Below are 17,014 nucleotides of genomic sequence, written 5' to 3' on the forward strand. Positions count from 1 at the left end.
AAATCATCGCACGATTACCAACACCACCAGCCGTCCAAGCCTGAATAGTCACACCCGCAGACTGGTATTCATTATCAACAATCGTACCACCAGATAGATCATTAAAATCAATCGTCTTCGTCATAACTCATTCTCCTAAGGCCTTAGAAAGGCCACGCAAACCAAATGGGAAGACCCACTCGTATTAGATTCTTTTGCAATCCTGACCAGCTGGCAACATCGCAGACATTTATTATTCACACCTTGCCCCGCCACGACGGAACACATGTCGGATTCCCCAAAAACCCGGACCCCACCCAGAGTCACCCCGTCGTATAACAAGCAAAGTGGCGACAAAAAGGGAAAAAATGGCGCAAAAAGACCACAAACAACCTTAACGTGATTTATCTTCAGGGTCGTTCCCCTGCGTTATGTCATTTGGACGACAAGTAATTGTTTCCAAATCTAAAACAATAATTCCAACCAAAAGTGTTAACAGATTGTTAACAAACGGATTACATTTGAATTCTTTCAGAATGAAACCGAATTTCGTAAAGATTTTTTCAATTTCAGAACCAATCAAAGCCCATTAACCCCACGTCAATGGATTACGGCGGAAAAATGGCCCATCACTGAAAATTGTTTCCAGCACAGCAGGCAATACTAAGGAAAAGCCCGAACTGTCATGAAATTAGAAACGAAAATAGAATCGCACGGCCCAATTCCTGCCCCATTCGGGCAAGCGTTGTTAAAGCCTACGATTTCCAGAAAATTGGTACCGGTGGCCGGACTCGAACCGGCACGTTGTCACCAACGGGGGATTTTGAATCCCCTGCGTCTACCATTCCGCCACACCGGCGTACCAATGCCGCTCTCCTAAGAGGTCTGAACGGGATCGTCAATCACCCTAACGCCCTGAAATGCGATTAAAGTTGATCGACGGAAAAAGTATCGCAAATTGTCAGATCACCGCTTTCAAATCCGCGCTGGAACCATCTTTGCCGTTGCGCGCTTGTGCCATGGGTGAACGTGTGTGGCCGCACAGCGCGCCCGGCATTGCGTGCAAGCGTATCATCACCGATCTGTGCTGCTGCATTCATCGCCTCAGCGATATCACCACGTTCCAAGGTCCCGAACTTTTCCTGCACGGTCCGCGCCCAGATTCCGGAAAAACAATCTGCTTGCAGCTCAACCCGTACTGACAAGGCATTTGACGTTTCCGCGTCCGACTGCGCGCGAATCCTGTTCACCTGCGGCAAGATCCCCAATTCGTTCTGAACGTGATGGGCAATTTCATGAGCTACAACATAAGCGGCGGCAAAGTCGCCCCCCGCACCTAATCGCTGTTCCATGGTGACGAAGAAGTCTGTGTCCAAAAACGCTTTTTCTTCGGGTGGGCAATAGAATGGCCCTGTCGCCGCAGACGCGCCACCACATGCGGATTGCGTTTGTCCTTTGAACAGTACCAACGTCGGGGCCTCGTAAGGTTCGCCAACTTGGCGCGCAAAGATATCCGTCCATACGTCTTCTGTGTCCGCCAATGTCACGGATACAAATTGTGCTACGCGTTCATCAGCAGGTGTAATTTCAACACTACGTTCGGTTGCGATGCCGTCAGTCGCACCTCCATTCAATAACGGAGTCACATCGACACCTAGAAAATAACCGATCACAACAACAGCGATCAGGCCGAGACCACCTAGGCCACCTGCCCCCGCTTTACGCCGCGACGGCCGCCTGCGCCGATCTTCGATATTGTTGCTTCCACGCCGACCTTGCCACTTCATAAGAACCCTCACCTCTCAAACACGACTATGTTGCGGCACTTTGCGCTGTGACACAAGCTTGACCCCGTCTCAAACCCGTGGCCTAAGCAGCGCAACAAATCGGAGACGATCAATGCTACAACGCCTTTATGCTTGGACCTTGTCGTTGGCCCAATCGCCTTACGCCTTGTGGGCGCTGGCTGTCGTGGCGTTTGTCGAATCGTCTTTCTTCCCGATCCCACCGGATGTCATCATGATCCCAATGATCATCGCAGCACCGCGCCGTGCGTTTCTGATCGCTGGTGTGGCCACGGTTGCATCGGTTCTTGGCGGTCTATTCGGATATTTCATCGGTTACGCGTTGTTTGAAACCATCGGCCAGCCGATCTTTGATTTCTATGGCAAAGCAGACGCGGTCGCTGAGTTCAGCGAAAAGTTCAACGCGTACGGCGCGTGGGCCGTCCTGATCGCAGGTGTGACGCCCTTCCCGTTCAAGGTCATCACGATCATGTCCGGCGTGACGGCACTTTCGTTGCCAGTGTTTATCATCTCGGCCATCGTCGCGCGCGCCTTGCGCTTCTTTATTGTTGCCGCATTGCTATGGAAATTTGGTGAACCCATCCGCGATTTCATCGAAAAACGTCTGGGCCTGATGTTTATCGTTTTCTGTGTGCTGCTGCTTGGCGGCTTTGCACTGGTAGGACTACTATAATGAACCGTTTGCACGTCATCATCGCCGCAGGTGTGTCTGTCGCCCTTCTGGGCGGTGCTTATGTGTTCGAATACTTCGGCTATCCGCCGTGTACGATGTGCTACTGGCAACGTTGGCCGCATATGGCTGCCATCGCCATCGGTATGCTCGCCCTGATCATTCCCGCACGTATTCTGGGCTATCTCGGCGCACTCGCGGCGCTGACAACGGCAGCCATTGGCGTTTTTCATTCCGGCGTTGAACGCAAATACTGGCCCGGCCCATCTTCCTGCACAGGCGGCGGGTTAGATGCGTCATCAGGTGCGGACCTGCTGTCAATCGAGGGACCAGTGCTGGTGATGTGCGACCAAGTCAGCTGGGAAATGCTGGGTCTGTCCATGGCATCTTGGAATGCAGTCTTTTCGTTGATTGCGGTTTGGTTATGGATTGTTGCAGCCCGTCGTTAATGTGATCTAGCGACGGCTGCTTAACAACAAATTCGTCTCTGATTTCGTAATCCCGTCATTGCGGCGAATATCCGTCAGCACGCGATCAAATTGTTCAAGCGTATCGGTGCCGATCTCAGCGATCAGATCCCAAATCCCGTTCGTCGAATGCACGGCCTGAACTTCAGGAATCTTGGACAACAGGCGCGACACCTTTTCCGCGCTACGCCCCGCAATCTCAAGCATCATCAACCCGCGCACGGGATGTGTCGCCGCATCGCTGCGCGTAAGTACCGTAAAGCCAATGATCTCGCCATCGGTCTGCAACCGCTCCAACCGGTTACGTGCTGTCGTGCGCGTCACCCCAAGGCTTGCAGCAAGGTCAGAAATGCCTGCACGCCCGTTTTGCCGTAAATGCGCGATCAGGCGTCTATCCGTATCGTCCATTTCAACTACCCATTTCGATCAATGACCGCCCAAATAGCACAAAATACGCACTTCAAAAAGCACGAAAGGCGTCAGACCATGTGATCATGAAACAGAACATGACAGAACAGAACTGCATCCTCATCGGTGCGCCCGTCGATTGTGGTAAACGTCGCCAAGGGTGCCTGATGGGTCCAGATGCCTATCGCACCGCGGGAATCACCGAAGCGCTGACTGACCTTGGCCACAGTGTTGCGGATCTTGGGAACCTCACGCCTGCTGGTGTTGACGTGCCCGAGCCGAAGAATCCGCTTGTGCACGATCTGAAACGCACAGTTGGCTGGACGAAAACCCTGTCAGAAGCTGCTGAAAATGCAGCACAATCAGGCATGCCGATTTTCTTGGGCGGCGATCACGCGCTGGCCGCCGGCACGGTGTCCGGTATGGCCGCGCATTACGCCAAACAGGACCGCCCGTTCTTTGTTCTCTGGCTCGATGCGCACACCGATTTTCACACGCCTGACACAACGGACAGCGGCAACCTGCACGGCACACCTGTTGGCTATTTCACGGGCCGCGAAGGTTTCGATGCCTTTCCGCCCCTGAAATCACCTGTCCCGCTTGAAAACATCTGCATGATTGGCCTGCGGTCGGTCGATCCGGCCGAACGTGCCGCACTTGCTGGCACGGATGCCATCCTGCACGATATGCGGTCCATCGACGAACAAGGGATCAGCGCACCGTTGTCAGCATTCCTTGAACGCGTGGCGTCCGTCAACGGCGCACTCCATGTGTCGCTGGACGTCGATTTCCTTGACCCAAGCATAGCCCCCGGCGTCGGCACAACCGTTCCTGGAGGCGCAACCACCCGCGAAGCGCATCTGATCATGGAAATGTTGTGCGACAGTGGCTTAGTCGGTTCTCTTGATCTTGTTGAACTGAACCCATTCCTTGATGACCGCGGTATGACCGCCAACCTGATGGTTGATCTTGTGGCCAGCCTGATGGGCCGCCGCGTCTTTGATCGCCTGACACGGAGCCGGAAATGAACCAACCTTCCCACCTTGCCCTCGTCCCGTTTGTTTCAGTCGAAAACATGATGAAACTGGTCCACCATGTGGGTCTCGAAACATTCCTGAAAGAACTCGCCACTGAAGTCGAAACCGACTTCAAGCGGTGGCCGATCTTCGACAAAGCACCACGCGTACCGTCACACTCCGATGTTGGCGTGATCGAATTGATGCCGACATCCGACGGTGAACTCTATGGGTTCAAATACGTGAACGGCCACCCAAAGAACATGAAAGAAGGCCTGCAAACCGTCACGGGGTTTGGTCTTTTGGCCAATGTGAACACAGGCTACCCCGTTCTGTTTTCGGAAATGACCGTTCTAACCGCACTGCGTACCGCGGCTACGTCGGCAATGGCAACGAAACACCTTGCGCGTCCGAATTCCAAAACCTTGGCCATGATCGGCAACGGCGCACAATCCGAATTCCAAACCATCGCGTTGAAGGCGGTCTGCGGCATCGACACGGTGCGTCTTTACGATATCGATCCGGCAGCGACGGCCAAATGCGCGGCTAACCTTGCGGGGCGCGGGATCACCGTGATCCAGTGCAAATCGCCCGAAGAAGTCATCGAAGGCGCGGACGTCATCACCACCGCGACCGCCGACAAGGAAATGCAGACCATCCTGACCGACAACATGGTCGGCAACGGCGTGCACATTAACGCCATCGGCGGCGACTGTCCGGGCAAGACCGAATTGCACAGCGATATCGTGGCCCGCGCGTCCATGTTCGTCGAATACCCCGAACAGACGCGGATCGAAGGCGAACTGCAGCAAATGCCGCTGGATCACCCGTATACGGAATTGTGGGAAGTCATCAACGGCACCGCCACTGGTCGTAAAGATGCCGCCGAAATTACGCTGTTCGACGGCGTGGGTTTTGCGATCGAAGACTTTTCTGCCCTGCGCTACGTCCACGATAAAATCAATGGGACGGAGTTCTTCAAAAACCTCGATATGATCGCCGATCCGGACGATCCACGGGACCTTTTCGGCATGGTCATGCGGGCGAAATAGGCATCAAGGCGTACGGGGCATTGCACACGCGATCTGGTATCTGTTACATTCTGATCAACAAATTATAGTAGATCCAGAATCTTAGGCGGACCACGTGAGCGATACCCCGGAAACCCCTGAAAACGCAGACGAAAATCGGCCTGAAAAGCCTGTATATGATGGCCCAGCCGTCACAATCGAACACGAACTGAAAACCAGCTATCTCGATTATGCGATGTCGGTCATCGTTAGCCGTGCGATTCCGGACCTGCGGGACGGTCTAAAACCGGTACACCGTCGTATTTTATACGCGATGAACGAAACCAATAACACGCACGACAAACCTTACCGAAAATCATCACGTCCGGTTGCCGAAACAATGGGTAAATACCACCCGCACGGTGACAGCGCGATCTATGACGCACTTGTGCGGATGGCGCAGGATTTCTCGATGTCATTGGTCCTGCTTGATGGTCAGGGCAACTTTGGCTCCATGGACGGCGACCGCGCCGCGGCCTACCGTTATACCGAAGTCCGGATGAAGAAGGTGGCGCTCGCGTTGCTTGATGACATCGACAAAGACACGGTCGATTTCCAAGACAACTACGACGGCAAGGACAAAGAACCGACCGTCCTGCCCGCAAAATACCCAAACATGCTGGTCAACGGCGCTGGCGGTATTGCTGTGGGTATGGCAACGAACATTCCGCCGCATAACCTTGGCGAAGTCATCAACGCGACGCTTGCACTTATCGACAGCCCCGATTTGTCTATCGAAGACCTGATCGAATACGTGCCAGGCCCCGATTTTCCGACAGGCGGCGTTATGCTGGGCCGTTCTGGCGCGCGCAAAGCCTACCTCGAGGGTCGTGGGTCCGTCATCGTCCGCGCGAAAACCCACATCGAAGAAATCCGCAAGGACCGCTGGGCGATTATCATCGACGAAATCCCCTATCAGGTGAACAAATCCGCGATGATCGACAAGATTGCGGAAGCGGCGCGTGACAAGAAAATTGAAGGCATCGCCCACGTCCAAGATGAAAGCGATCGCAACGGTGTACGGGTCGTTGTTGAACTGAAACGGGACGCAACGGCAGAGGTCGTTTTGAACCAATTGTTCCGCTTCACACCGATGCAGACCTATTTCGGCTGTAACATGCTGGCGTTGAACGGCGGAAAGCCAGAACAACTCACGCTGCGCAGCTTCCTAACCAACTTCATCGACTTCCGCGAAGACGTTGTAGCCCGCCGCACCGCCTATCTGCTGCGCAAAGCCCGCGAACGGTCGCATATCTTGTGCGGCTTGGCGGTTGCGGTCACCAACATCGACGAAATCGTCGCCACAATCCGGTCGTCCGCTGACGCCTCTGAAGCCCGCGAAAAACTGATGACACGTCGCTGGCCAGCAGAATCGATCCTCGAATACATCGCGCTGATCGACGATCCGACCCACACGGCGAACGACGACGGCACTTACAACCTGTCCGAAACACAGGCCCGCGCGATCCTTGAACTCCGTCTGCAACGCCTGACCCAGATCGGCGTGAAAGAAGTGACGGACGAACTCGAAGAACTCGCCAAAAAGATCAAAGAATACCTCGAAATTCTGGGGTCTCGCGAACGGATCATGCAAATCATCCGCGATGAAATGATCGAAATTCGTGACAACTACGCCGTGCCGCGTCGGACAGAGATCGTCGACTGGTCTGGCGACATGGAAGACGAAGATCTCATCGAAAAAGAGGACATGGTCGTGACCGTGACCTCTGGTGGTTACATCAAACGGACCGCCCTCGCCGATTTCCGTGCGCAACGGCGTGGCGGCAAAGGTCTGTCGTCGATGCAGACTAAAGAAGAAGACGTCGTCACCACGCTTTTCGTCGCCAATACCCACACGCAACTGCTGTTCTTCACAACGGACGGCATGGTCTACAAGCTCAAGACTTGGCGTCTGCCACTTGGGTCCCGGACCGCTAAAGGCAAAGCAATCGTCAACATCCTGCCGATCCCGGCTGGCGTGTCGATTGCCGCCATCATGCCAGTCGATCGCCCCGAAGAAGAATGGGCCGATCTGCAGGTTGTCTTCGCGACATCCGCAGGAACTGTGCGCCGTAACGCGTTGTCAGACTTCACAAATGTGATGCGAAACGGCAAAATCGCGATGAAGTTCGAAGGCGAACACGAAAACACGACACTGATCAATGCCCGCATCGCATCCAACGATGACGACGTAATGCTGGTCACAAATTCGGGCCGCGCGATCCGCTTCCCAGCTACCGATGTGCGGGTGTTCAACTCACGTAACTCCGTCGGTGTACGCGGCATCAAGCTGCAAGGCGACGACAAAATCGTATCAATGTCGATCATCCGCCACTTCGACGCAGAGGCAGACGAACGTGCCGCTTACCTCAAAATGCGCCGCGCAATGGCAGGTCTGGCCGACGATGCAGAGGTCGAAGACGAAGAAGCACCAGCTGGTGCGATCAGTCAGGAACGCTATGCGGAAATGTCCGCATCTGAAAACCTGATCCTCACGATCACATCAAAAGGGTCTGGCAAACTATCGTCATCACACGATTATCCGGTGCGCGGCCGTGGCGGCATGGGCGTCACTGCGATGGACAAGGCGATGCGCGGCGGTGAAATCGTATCCAGCTTCCCGGTTGATACGGGCGATCAAATCATGCTCGTCACATCGGCGGGCCAATCCATCCGCGTCCCCGTCGAAGGCATCAGCTTCCGGTCACGATCTGCAGGCGGCGTAAAGGTCTTCGATACGGCCAAAGGCGAAGAAGTCGTCAGCGTGGCATGGATCGCCGAGCAAGAAGACGCCGACGATACCACCGAAGGTGATGCAGACGCGTAACAGGTTTTCCCTCGCGTGACCGGCACGATTGCCGGAGCGCGAGGGGTACCTTATCCACAACCTCAAGGAACGCATTTCGACGTTCTACCAACTTGAGGTGACAAAATGATTTACAAAACACTTTTGGCCAGCAGCATCGCACTTGCTGCCTGCGCGCCAGGCGCATCCGCACAAAACTTCAGCGGTAACCTTGGCTTTAACTACGCACATCCTTCCGAAAGCGACGACCTCTCAGCAACCGAATATTTCGGCGGCTTGGAATATGCGATCAACCGCAACTTTGCCATCGCGCTTGATCTGTCCGGCTACAGCATCGAAGACGTCGATGCGACGATCGTCAGCTCCACATGGCACCTTATCTACCACCTGAATGAAACCGCGTCCTTCGGGGCGTTTGCTGGCGCTGATGTTCTCGCCTCTGACACCGAGGTTGGCACTGTTGCCCAAAGCCTTAGCTTCGCAGGTCTTGAAGCAGGTGCCGAATTCGGTGAAGGCGAAGCCGAAGGTTATATCGGCTTTTCAACCACTGAAGGCGCAGAAGAAGATTTCACGATGTTCGGCGCATCCGGCGCATATACATTCGCACCAGCTTTCTCGGCAATCGCATCTGGTGATTTCATCAATGCGGATTCCGCTGATCTAAGCAATCTGGCCGTTGGCGTCCAATATGAAATTTCTGGTGGTCCAGAAATATACGGTAAAATTGGTCGTAGAGCCGCTGAAGATGATGACGGTGAAGTCACAAGCAGCTACGTCGAAATTGGCGCAACCATCAGTTTTGGCGCGAACCGCGGCACCACCTTTAACGGTCGGAGCTATTTCGAACAGTTCTGATCCGATCTGACGCTACTATACAAGAGGCGTCGTTCAGATGAACGGCGCCTCTTTGCAATTCGAGTAGATCACTATACATCGCGGACCATGACACACACACTCAATATCATTGGCGGCGGCATGGCCGGCTCCGAAGCCGCATGGCAGGCTGCAAACGCTGGCATCAACGTGGTGATCCACGAAATGCGGCCTAAGGTCGAAACCTTTGCCCATCGCACTGGTAATCTGGGCGAGATGGTATGTTCGAATTCATTCCGGTCAGATGATCACGAACAAAATGCTGTAGGCCTTCTGCATTGGGAAATGCGCGCGGCTGGCGGCTTGATCATGGATATGGCGAACAAACACCGCATTCCTGCCGGCGGTGCATTGGCCGTTGATCGCGATCCCTTTGCTGAAAGCGTCACTGCAGCATTAAAAGCGCATCCTAACATCTCGATTTCATACGACGAAATCACATCGCTGCCCGACGATGGGTTGTGGATCATCGCGACTGGCCCACTGACGTCAGGCAACCTTGCCGAAGCGATCCAGTCAGAGACCAGCGCCGAGGCGCTCGCATTCTTTGACGCCATCGCGCCCATCATTTACCACGACTCCATCAACATGGACGTCGCATGGATGCAGTCGCGCTATGACAAAGGCGAAACGCTGGAAGAGCAAACCGCTTACCTGAACTGCCCGATGACCAAAGACCAATACGAAGGGTTCATCGACGCGCTACTGGCCGCTGAAAAGACCGAGTTCAAAGAAGGCGAAACCGCAGGATATTTCGATGGTTGTCTGCCGATCGAAGTCATGGCCGAACGTGGTCGCGAAACGCTGCGCTTTGGCCCGATGAAGCCTGTTGGTCTGACCAACGCGCATGATCCTGAAAACAAGCCATACGCCGTCGTGCAGCTGCGCCGCGACAACGCGCTTGGCACACTCTACAACATCGTCGGCTTTCAGACCAAGATGAAGTACGGCGCGCAAAAGACTGTTCTTAAAATGATTCCAGGCATGGAAGATGCGGAATTTGCGCGACTTGGTGGCATCCACCGGAACACATTCATCAATTCACCCACGCTTCTTGATCACGAAATGCGTCTTCGCTCGAAACCAAATCTGCGGTTTGCGGGTCAAATCACAGGGGTTGAAGGCTACGTCGAAAGCGCTGCAATGGGTCTGCTCGCCGGACGCATGGCGGTGGCGGAACTGACGGGGCAAACGCTCGCGCCAGTGCCAAACACGACCGCGATGGGTGCTCTTGTCACCCACATCACCGGCGGTGCGGACGCAAAAATGTTCCAACCAATGAACGTCAATTTCGGCTTGTTCCCACCACTGGAAGGCATGAAATCAGGGCGTCGCGGGCGTAAAGAACGCTACAAAGGCTATACAGATCGCGCGAAGATCGATTGGCAAACATGGCTCGGCCAACAGGCTGAAACCGCTGCGTGATTACGCGCTTTGCACCATCGCCGACTGGGCCGCTGCACATCGGGCATGCCTATTCGGCGCTTTTGGCGCATGACACAGCACGGGCGCAAAACGGGACGTTCCTGCTGCGCATCGAAGATTTCGATAGCACGCGCAGCCGTCCAGAACACATCGCACAGATACTAGACGATTTGGCATGGCTTGGCTGCACGTGGGACGCACCGCCACGCATGCAATCTGAACATCTGTCCGATTACGCGGATGCGATTGACTCGCTAGCGGCAAAAAATCTCGTATTCCCATGCGATTGCGGGCGGAAACGCATCTTCGACACGGGCGCAAAGCCGGGTCCAGACGGACCAATCTATCCGTACACCTGCGTCGCTCGCACGATGGCATCAGCCGCGCCAACCGACGCAATTCGGCTGAACCTAAAGGCGGCCCTCAACCACCTGCCCGCCCAACTGCGTTACATGAATAACGACGATGAAGTCACTATACTTACGTCAAAAATGCCAGAAAGCATCGGCGCACCGATCCTCCGACGCAAGGACACCGGCGACCCCGCTTATCACCTAACCTGCACGCACGACGACGCCCTGCAAAACGTCACGCATGTGATCCGTGGCGAAGACGTTGCACCGCTCACGCCGATTCACGTCATCCTGCAACAACTCATGGGCTGGCCGACGCCGACCTACCGGCACCACGGCCTGATCACCGATGCCACAGGCAAACGTCTCGCCAAAATCGACAAATCGAAATCTATTGCGAGCTACCGCGCCGAAGGTGCCACACCAGACGACATTCGCCGCATGGTTGGGCTACCGGCATAGCCGCGCTTTAAAACTCAGGAACCATCAGCTCGACTTCTTCGCCAGTCTCGACACCCGTGTAGAAACACGTCCGGCGCATCGTGTGGCACGCGGCCCCGATCTGGCGGACCGTCACAAGCAGACAATCACGATCACAATCAACGCGCATCGCCACTAACGCCTGCGTATGACCGGATGTTTCACCTTTGATCCAGAACGCCTGCCGCGACCGCGACCAATAGGTCACTTTTCCGGTCTCAAGCGTCTTGGCCACCGCTTCCGCGTTCATCCACGCCATCATCAAGACTTCAAGCGTTTCAGCGTCTTGCGCGATCACAGGGATCAGGCCTGCGTCATTGTACGTCAGTGTTGTTGGATCAAATGTCATCGTCTTGGCCTTTGCAAAATCCATCCTGCGGCCTATCTATGGGGGACAACGCGAAAGGGCAAACGCCGTGACAGCCGAAAACGACATGATCAAACTCTATTCGGGCCGTATTCTCGCGCTGGCAGCCGACATGCCACGGACGACACGCCTGCAACAACCGGACGGAACAGCCAAAAAACGGTCCCCTCTGTGCGGATCAACGGTAACTGTTGATGTGACTTTGACGGACGGCAAGATCAGTGACTACGCCCAAGACGTTAAGGCCTGCGCCTTGGGCCAAGCAGCCGCATCTGTGATCGGATCAGCGATCGTTGGGCTGACACCTGAACAAATCCAACATGGGCGTGATCAGCTTCTTGCGATGCTCAAGGAAAATGGGGCCGTGCCAGACGCACCGTTCGATGGACTTGATGTTTTGGAACCTGCGAAAGACTACAAAAATCGGCATGCGTCGATCCTGCTTGCATTTGACGCGACACTTGACGCGATCCACGCGGCCAAAACCACCGCCTAAACACCCTGTCCCATAACCGTGCCCCATAAAAAAACCGCCGCACATCCGGGCAAGGATGGCGGCGGCAGGAAGTTGGATCGCATGTCCGGCTCTAAATCCTAAGGGAGAGGCAAATCCCCAAATCAGGACGGGACGGGCAGGTCAGCAATTGCGAGGTGGGACAGGCAAATTACGTGAACCGAACATGCGTTCCAGGCAGGTCAGACCATCGCGGGCAGCGATAGACCAACAAAAAGCATCACACACAAAGCAGCAACACCAAGCGCGTCAGAGATGATCGTATCGCTGCTGCGGATCAGTGCGGATTTGATATCTTTGGCCATGTCGGCGCTCCTTGTTGCTCGTTTGTTCTGTTGCCACTTTGTTCCCATATCGGAAACGTTCTGTAAAGAACTTTATGAGAACATTTGTGAACTTTTTAGAACAAACAGGCTAACCTACTGAAATCAAACGGATCGCTTTGTCCTGTTCCATTAACCAAAGTAACACGCGCGCCGCCTTGCCCCTACCTGTTTCCAAAGATGGATCATCCGTCAGCAGCTTTCTGGCATCCGTCTGCGCCACAGCCATCAAATCAGATTGCCGTTCCAAATCCGCGATCCGGAAACGCGGTAGACCTGACTGGGCCGTCCCGATCACGTCGCCAGCACCGCGCATCGCCAAATCTTCTTCCGATATCCGGAACCCGTCTTCGGTTTCGCGTAGAATTTCCAGTCGCCGGCGGCCTGTTTCGGACATCGGTTCTTGGAACAACAACAGGCACGTCGATGCTGCCGCCCCGCGACCGACCCTGCCCCGTAGCTGGTGCAACTGCGCTAGACCAAAGCTTTCCGCGCGTTCGATCATCATGATCGACGCATTCGGGACGTTCACGCCGACCTCGATCACCGTTGTCGCGACCAAAACCTTCGTTTCGCCCGCCACGAACTTCGCCATCGCAGCATCTTTGTCTGCAGGCGGCATTTGACCGTGGACCAGCCCCACAACGCCTTCGCCCAACCCCGCGCGCAACCGTTTGAACCGTTCCTCGGCGGCGGTCATATCCACGACCTCGGATTCCTCGACTAATGGGCAGACCCAATAGGCTTGCTTTCCATCGGCAACCGCTTTGCGCAGTTTTTCAACGACTTCGTCCATACGTCCTGTCGAAATCAACGCCGTTTGGACTGGCGTCCGCCCTGGCGGTTTTTCATCCAACACCGACACATCCATGTCGCCGTATTGCGCTAGGGCGAGGCTCCGCGGGATCGGCGTCGCCGTCATGACCAGCACATCAACCGCCTGCCCCTTGGCGCCTAATTCCATTCGCTGTGCCACACCAAACCGGTGTTGTTCATCGATAATCGCGAGCCGAAGATCATGAAAATGCACGTCTTTCTGGAACACCGCATGTGTACCCACCAAGATTTGAATGTCACCGTCGGCCAAAGCCTGCAGTTTCTCGCGACGCGCCACACCTTTGTCGCGGCCAGTCAAAAGCTCTAACCGGATACCCGCGTCTGCCGCCAAAGGCTGCAACCCTTCCAGATGCTGCCGCGCCAAAATCTCGGTCGGGGCCATCATCACGCCCTGCCCGCCAGCTTCAACCACGCATAGCAACGCCATCAACGCCACAAGCGTCTTGCCCGATCCCACATCCCCTTGCAAAAGCCGGTTCATTTTCAACGGTTTCGCGATATCTGCCGCGATCTCTGCAACGGCACGGGTCTGTGCTCCCGTCGGCTGATAAGGCAACGCATCCAACACCTTACGCTGCAAAGCCCCGGTGCCTTTGGACCCGATCCCCTTGCCACGCCGCGCCACGGCACGTGCCAAAGCCAGTGTAATCTGATGCGCGAACAATTCGTCATATGCCAACCGCGCACGGGCCGGATGTTCAGGCGAAAGGTCCTGCATGGTGGTTGGCGCATGGGCCTGCGACAAAGCATCAGCCCAATCCGGCCACCCCTCACGATCTTTCAAAGCAGGATCAATCCATTCAACCACGTCCGGCAATTTTTCCAGCGCAGACCGCGTGGCTTTCCACATCAATTTCTGCGTAATCCCCGCATGCAGCGGATAAACTGGTTCAAACGCCGGAAATGTCGCGGCTTCGTCTGGTGTGACCACATGGTCAGGATGGACCATCTGGGCGACACTATCGAAAATCTCGACCTTACCCGACACGATCCGCTTTTGCCCCGTCGGCAAAAGTCGCTGCAAATAATCGCCGCGCGCATGGAAAAACACGAGCTGGAATTCGGTCTGCTCATCTGTCACATGAATGCGGTACGGACGTCCCCGCGTTTTTGGCGGATAATGCGCGCCGACCGTCACCGTAACGGTCGCCACCGCAGGTGCCACGACATCACGGACTGAGCCACGCAATTGACGATCCACACCAGACACCGGCAGGGTCATCAAGATATCGCGTGGCTTTTCAACGCCCACGTCCTGCAAGGTCACAGCCGTCTTAGGACCAATCCCATCAAGCGTTTGCAGCCCCGCAAAAAGCGGAAAAAGAACGTCCGGACGCCCGCTCATGCGTCGCCGATCAGCGCCAGCCAGCCGTCCTCGTCCAGTGTTTCCACGCCCAACGACGCGGCCTTCGTCGCTTTCGATCCCGCACCCGGTCCCGCAATCAAGATGTCGGTTTTTGCACTGACGGACCCAGATACTTTCGCACCCAACGCCTCTGCGCGCGCTTTTGCTTCGGCCCGCGTCATTTTTTCCAGCGTGCCCGAAAATACTACCGTTTTGCCAGCCACAGGGCTGCCGGACGTGTCGCGCACGACGGCGTCCTGCACCCGTAATTCGGCGATCAACCGATCAATCGACGCGCGTTCGGCGTCGTTGTGAAACGCCTCCAAGAACGACGTCGCCATCACCGCGCCGACCCCATCGATCCCCAAAAGATCGTCCCAAGCGGTTCCCTCACCGATGACGGCGCGATCCACAGCCTGCGCGAGCGCATCCCAGCTGCCGTAATGATTGGCGAGCAACTGCGCACCAGAATCGCCAACATGTCGTATCCCTAACGAGAACAGCAATTTCGAAAGCGGTATTTCACGTTTATCATCAATGGCATCCAGCAGATTCTTCACGCTAGTCTTGCCAAATCCATCGCGGTTCTCCAGCTTTGCCAAAGCCGCATCATTGCGGGCGCGAAGTGTGAAAATATCCGCAGGTTCCTTAATCGGTAACGCGTCATCATGATAAAACATTTCGATCTGTTTGGCACCCAACCCGTCGATATCAAACGCGCCCCGACTGACGAAATGCTTCAACTTTTCGACGGCTTGCGCCGGACAAATCAATCCGCCAGTGCAGCGCCGCACCGCGTCCCCCGCTTCACGCACCGCAGCCGATCCGCATTCGGGACACACCTCTGGAAATACATAAGGCACCGCATCATCGGGACGTTTTGTAAGGTCCACATCCTTGATCTTCGGAATAACATCGCCCGCGCGGTAGATCTGAACCAGATCGCCGACACGCAAATCGCCCCCTTCGCGGATCGCTTCGCCATCGCCGCCCAATCCCGCGATATAATCTTCATTATGCAACGTCGCATTCGACACTACGACACCGCCAACCGTCACCGGCGTCAGCCGCGCAACCGGTGACAAAGCCCCAGTGCGTCCAACCTGAATGTCAATCGCATCCAACGTTGTCCACGCAAGTTCAGCTGGGAATTTGTGCGCAATCGCCCAACGCGGCGTCGTGGACCGAAACCCCAAACGCCGCTGCAATTCCAAATCATCCACCTTGTAGACAACCCCGTCGATGTCATACCCAAGGTCCGCCCGATCATGCCCGATCTGTTCATAATGCGCGATCATATCCGCCGCCGTATCGCATGTCCGCGTTAACGGGTTCGTGCTAAATCCAAGCGCCTTGAGCCGCGCAATCGCGCCGGATTGTGTGTCTGCCAACGGTTCGGACAATTCGCCCCACGCATAGGCGAAAAACTTCAACGGACGCGCTGCCGTGATTTTCGAATCCAACTGCCGCAAAGATCCGGCCGCCGCATTGCGCGGATTCGCAAATGTTTTTTCGTCCTTTTCCACCTGTCGCGCGTTCAACGCGGCGAAATCAGCATGGCTCATGTAAACCTCGCCGCGCACTTCAAGCACCGCAGGTGCGCCCGAGATCCGATGCGGCACATCGGTAATCGTCAGCGCGTTCGCCAACACGTTTTCACCAACTGCGCCGTCACCCCGCGTGGCCGCTTGTTTCAGCACACCGTCTTCATACCGTAACGACAACGATAGTCCGTCAATCTTCGGTTCGGCCGTAAACGCCAATGGCGTCGTTTGGTCCAGATTCAGAAACTTGCGCACGCTCTTTTCGAAATCGACGACATCATCGTCGCTAAACGCATTCCCCAGAGACAACATCGGAACCGCATGCGTGATTTTGCCGAACTTGTCGGCGACAGCGGCCCCAACTTGATCGCTTGGACTGTTCGCCAATTTCTGGTCCGGGTAAGCCGCTTCAATCGCGGCGTTCAATCGCTTTAGCCGGTCATATGTCGCGTCATCAATCTCTGGCGCATCATTTGTATGATACGCTGTATTCGCATCACCCAGAACAGCAGCCAGACGCAACAGCAGCGACGCCGCATCATCCTTACCGACATCCGCCGCGTCGATTTCAAGCAAATCGTTCAGGTCGGTTTGAGCGGTGGTTGGCGCCATTAGTCAGTCCCTTGCAGTTTGGTGACCCAGTGGCCCCTCTGCAAAGTTTTAGGGCGACCGTTCTAGCTCGTCCAGCCAGATCGGTCGCCCTTTTGTCATTCTCTTGGTCTATCGCACCGA

The 17,014-nt window shown here is 55.4% G+C and carries 15 protein-coding genes and 1 tRNA gene; 9 read left to right on the forward strand and 7 right to left on the reverse strand.

Going from position 1 to position 17,014, the window contains the following annotated elements; all coding sequences use genetic code 11:
- Nucleotides 1-752: 752 nt before the first annotated feature.
- Both MWU61_RS12605 and MWU61_RS12610 read right to left on the reverse strand, forming a co-directional pair.
- Nucleotides 753-838, reverse strand: a tRNA-Leu gene (locus MWU61_RS12605).
- A gap of 67 nt (nucleotides 839-905) precedes the next feature.
- The gene (locus MWU61_RS12610) at nucleotides 906-1,766 is read right to left on the reverse strand and encodes a neutral zinc metallopeptidase (RefSeq protein ID WP_247128737.1); all 861 of its coding nucleotides are present in this window, start codon (nucleotides 1,764-1,766) and stop codon (nucleotides 906-908) included.
- 112 nt (nucleotides 1,767-1,878) lie between these two features.
- On the opposite strand from MWU61_RS12610, the gene MWU61_RS12615 reads away from it, so the two are divergent.
- Complete coding sequence (locus MWU61_RS12615; RefSeq protein WP_247128738.1) at nucleotides 1,879-2,457, forward strand: YqaA family protein; 579 nt, start codon at nucleotides 1,879-1,881, stop codon at nucleotides 2,455-2,457.
- Complete coding sequence (locus tag MWU61_RS12620; protein ID WP_247128739.1) at nucleotides 2,457-2,903, forward strand: disulfide bond formation protein B; 447 nt, start codon at nucleotides 2,457-2,459, stop codon at nucleotides 2,901-2,903. The genes MWU61_RS12615 and MWU61_RS12620 overlap by 1 nt, the downstream gene beginning before the upstream one ends.
- A 6-nt stretch (nucleotides 2,904-2,909) precedes the next feature.
- On the opposite strand, the gene MWU61_RS12625 is transcribed toward MWU61_RS12620, so the two are convergent.
- Entirely contained in the window at nucleotides 2,910-3,329 is a 420-nt protein-coding gene (locus MWU61_RS12625) for an Lrp/AsnC family transcriptional regulator (RefSeq protein WP_247128740.1), read from the reverse strand.
- Nucleotides 3,330-3,427: 98 nt separating this feature from the next.
- Between MWU61_RS12625 and rocF the strand changes: the two genes are divergently transcribed.
- The 6 genes from rocF to gluQRS all read left to right on the forward strand — a co-directional run bounded on the left by rocF (nucleotide 3,428) and on the right by gluQRS (nucleotide 11,334).
- Complete coding sequence (gene rocF / locus MWU61_RS12630; RefSeq protein ID WP_247129005.1) at nucleotides 3,428-4,357, forward strand: arginase; 930 nt, start codon at nucleotides 3,428-3,430, stop codon at nucleotides 4,355-4,357.
- A complete protein-coding gene (locus MWU61_RS12635) occupies nucleotides 4,354-5,397 on the forward strand; it encodes an ornithine cyclodeaminase (RefSeq protein ID WP_247128741.1) in 1,044 nt (347 codons plus the stop codon). The genes rocF and MWU61_RS12635 overlap by 4 nt, the downstream gene beginning before the upstream one ends.
- Before the next feature lie 94 nt (nucleotides 5,398-5,491).
- On the forward strand, nucleotides 5,492-8,242 hold the full coding sequence (gyrA, locus tag MWU61_RS12640) for a DNA gyrase subunit A (RefSeq protein ID WP_247128742.1): 2,751 nt from the start codon (nucleotides 5,492-5,494) through the stop codon (nucleotides 8,240-8,242).
- Nucleotides 8,243-8,347: 105 nt separating this feature from the next.
- Nucleotides 8,348-9,076, forward strand: coding sequence for a hypothetical protein (locus tag MWU61_RS12645; protein WP_247128743.1), 729 nt, complete (start codon nucleotides 8,348-8,350; stop codon nucleotides 9,074-9,076).
- An 87-nt stretch (nucleotides 9,077-9,163) separates the two neighbouring features.
- Nucleotides 9,164-10,519 carry a methylenetetrahydrofolate--tRNA-(uracil(54)-C(5))-methyltransferase (FADH(2)-oxidizing) TrmFO gene (gene trmFO / locus MWU61_RS12650; RefSeq protein WP_247128744.1) on the forward strand — a complete coding sequence of 452 codons (1,356 nt, stop codon included), beginning with the start codon at nucleotides 9,164-9,166 and terminating at the stop codon, nucleotides 10,517-10,519.
- Nucleotides 10,516-11,334, forward strand: coding sequence for a tRNA glutamyl-Q(34) synthetase GluQRS (gene gluQRS, locus MWU61_RS12655; protein WP_247128745.1), 819 nt, complete (start codon nucleotides 10,516-10,518; stop codon nucleotides 11,332-11,334). Before trmFO ends, gluQRS begins: the two co-directional genes overlap by 4 nt.
- 7 nt (nucleotides 11,335-11,341) lie before the next feature.
- On the opposite strand, the gene hisI is transcribed toward gluQRS, so the two are convergent.
- Nucleotides 11,342-11,701: a phosphoribosyl-AMP cyclohydrolase gene (gene hisI / locus MWU61_RS12660; protein WP_247128746.1), complete on the reverse strand. Its 360-nt coding sequence runs from the start codon at nucleotides 11,699-11,701 to the stop codon at nucleotides 11,342-11,344.
- Between the two features lie 67 nt (nucleotides 11,702-11,768).
- On the opposite strand from hisI, the gene MWU61_RS12665 reads away from it, so the two are divergent.
- Nucleotides 11,769-12,215 (forward strand): iron-sulfur cluster assembly scaffold protein, encoded by a 447-nt coding sequence (locus MWU61_RS12665; RefSeq protein WP_247128747.1) that lies wholly within the window; start codon nucleotides 11,769-11,771, stop codon nucleotides 12,213-12,215.
- 200 nt (nucleotides 12,216-12,415) lie between these two features.
- Here the strand turns inward: MWU61_RS12665 and MWU61_RS19775 are convergent, their stop codons facing one another.
- From MWU61_RS19775 to ligA, 3 genes are all read right to left on the reverse strand, one after another.
- Nucleotides 12,416-12,538, reverse strand: a complete 123-nt coding sequence (locus MWU61_RS19775) for a hypothetical protein (RefSeq protein ID WP_281378350.1) — start codon at nucleotides 12,536-12,538, stop codon at nucleotides 12,416-12,418.
- Between the two features lie 109 nt (nucleotides 12,539-12,647).
- Nucleotides 12,648-14,738, reverse strand: coding sequence for an ATP-dependent DNA helicase RecG (gene recG / locus MWU61_RS12670; protein WP_247128748.1), 2,091 nt, complete (start codon nucleotides 14,736-14,738; stop codon nucleotides 12,648-12,650).
- Nucleotides 14,735-16,894, reverse strand: a complete 2,160-nt coding sequence (gene ligA, locus MWU61_RS12675) for an NAD-dependent DNA ligase LigA (RefSeq protein WP_247128749.1) — start codon at nucleotides 16,892-16,894, stop codon at nucleotides 14,735-14,737. Before ligA ends, recG begins: the two co-directional genes overlap by 4 nt.
- Nucleotides 16,895-17,014 lie beyond the last annotated feature (120 nt).

It is taken from the genome of Loktanella sp. F6476L, assembly GCF_023015725.1.
In the GTDB taxonomy this organism is placed as follows: domain Bacteria; phylum Pseudomonadota; class Alphaproteobacteria; order Rhodobacterales; family Rhodobacteraceae; genus Yoonia.

Bases quoted from the DNA above. Each gene is read 5' to 3' on its own strand.
- recG (WP_247128748.1), bottom strand. From the start codon at position 14,738: ATGAGCGGGCGTCCGGACGTTCTTTTTCCGCTTTTTGCGGGGCTGCAA.
- MWU61_RS12635 (WP_247128741.1), top strand. From the start codon at position 4,354: ATGAACCAACCTTCCCACCTTGCCCTCGTCCCGTTTGTTTCAGTCGAA.
- trmFO (WP_247128744.1), top strand. From the start codon at position 9,164: ATGACACACACACTCAATATCATTGGCGGCGGCATGGCCGGCTCCGAA.
- MWU61_RS12620 (WP_247128739.1), top strand. From the start codon at position 2,457: ATGAACCGTTTGCACGTCATCATCGCCGCAGGTGTGTCTGTCGCCCTT.
- ligA (WP_247128749.1), bottom strand. From the start codon at position 16,894: ATGGCGCCAACCACCGCTCAAACCGACCTGAACGATTTGCTTGAAATC.
- MWU61_RS12645 (WP_247128743.1), top strand. From the start codon at position 8,348: ATGATTTACAAAACACTTTTGGCCAGCAGCATCGCACTTGCTGCCTGC.
- MWU61_RS12625 (WP_247128740.1), bottom strand. From the start codon at position 3,329: ATGGACGATACGGATAGACGCCTGATCGCGCATTTACGGCAAAACGGG.
- MWU61_RS12615 (WP_247128738.1), top strand. From the start codon at position 1,879: ATGCTACAACGCCTTTATGCTTGGACCTTGTCGTTGGCCCAATCGCCT.
- rocF (WP_247129005.1), top strand. From the start codon at position 3,428: ATGACAGAACAGAACTGCATCCTCATCGGTGCGCCCGTCGATTGTGGT.
- hisI (WP_247128746.1), bottom strand. From the start codon at position 11,701: ATGACATTTGATCCAACAACACTGACGTACAATGACGCAGGCCTGATC.
- MWU61_RS12610 (WP_247128737.1), bottom strand. From the start codon at position 1,766: ATGAAGTGGCAAGGTCGGCGTGGAAGCAACAATATCGAAGATCGGCGC.
- MWU61_RS19775 (WP_281378350.1), bottom strand. From the start codon at position 12,538: ATGGCCAAAGATATCAAATCCGCACTGATCCGCAGCAGCGATACGATC.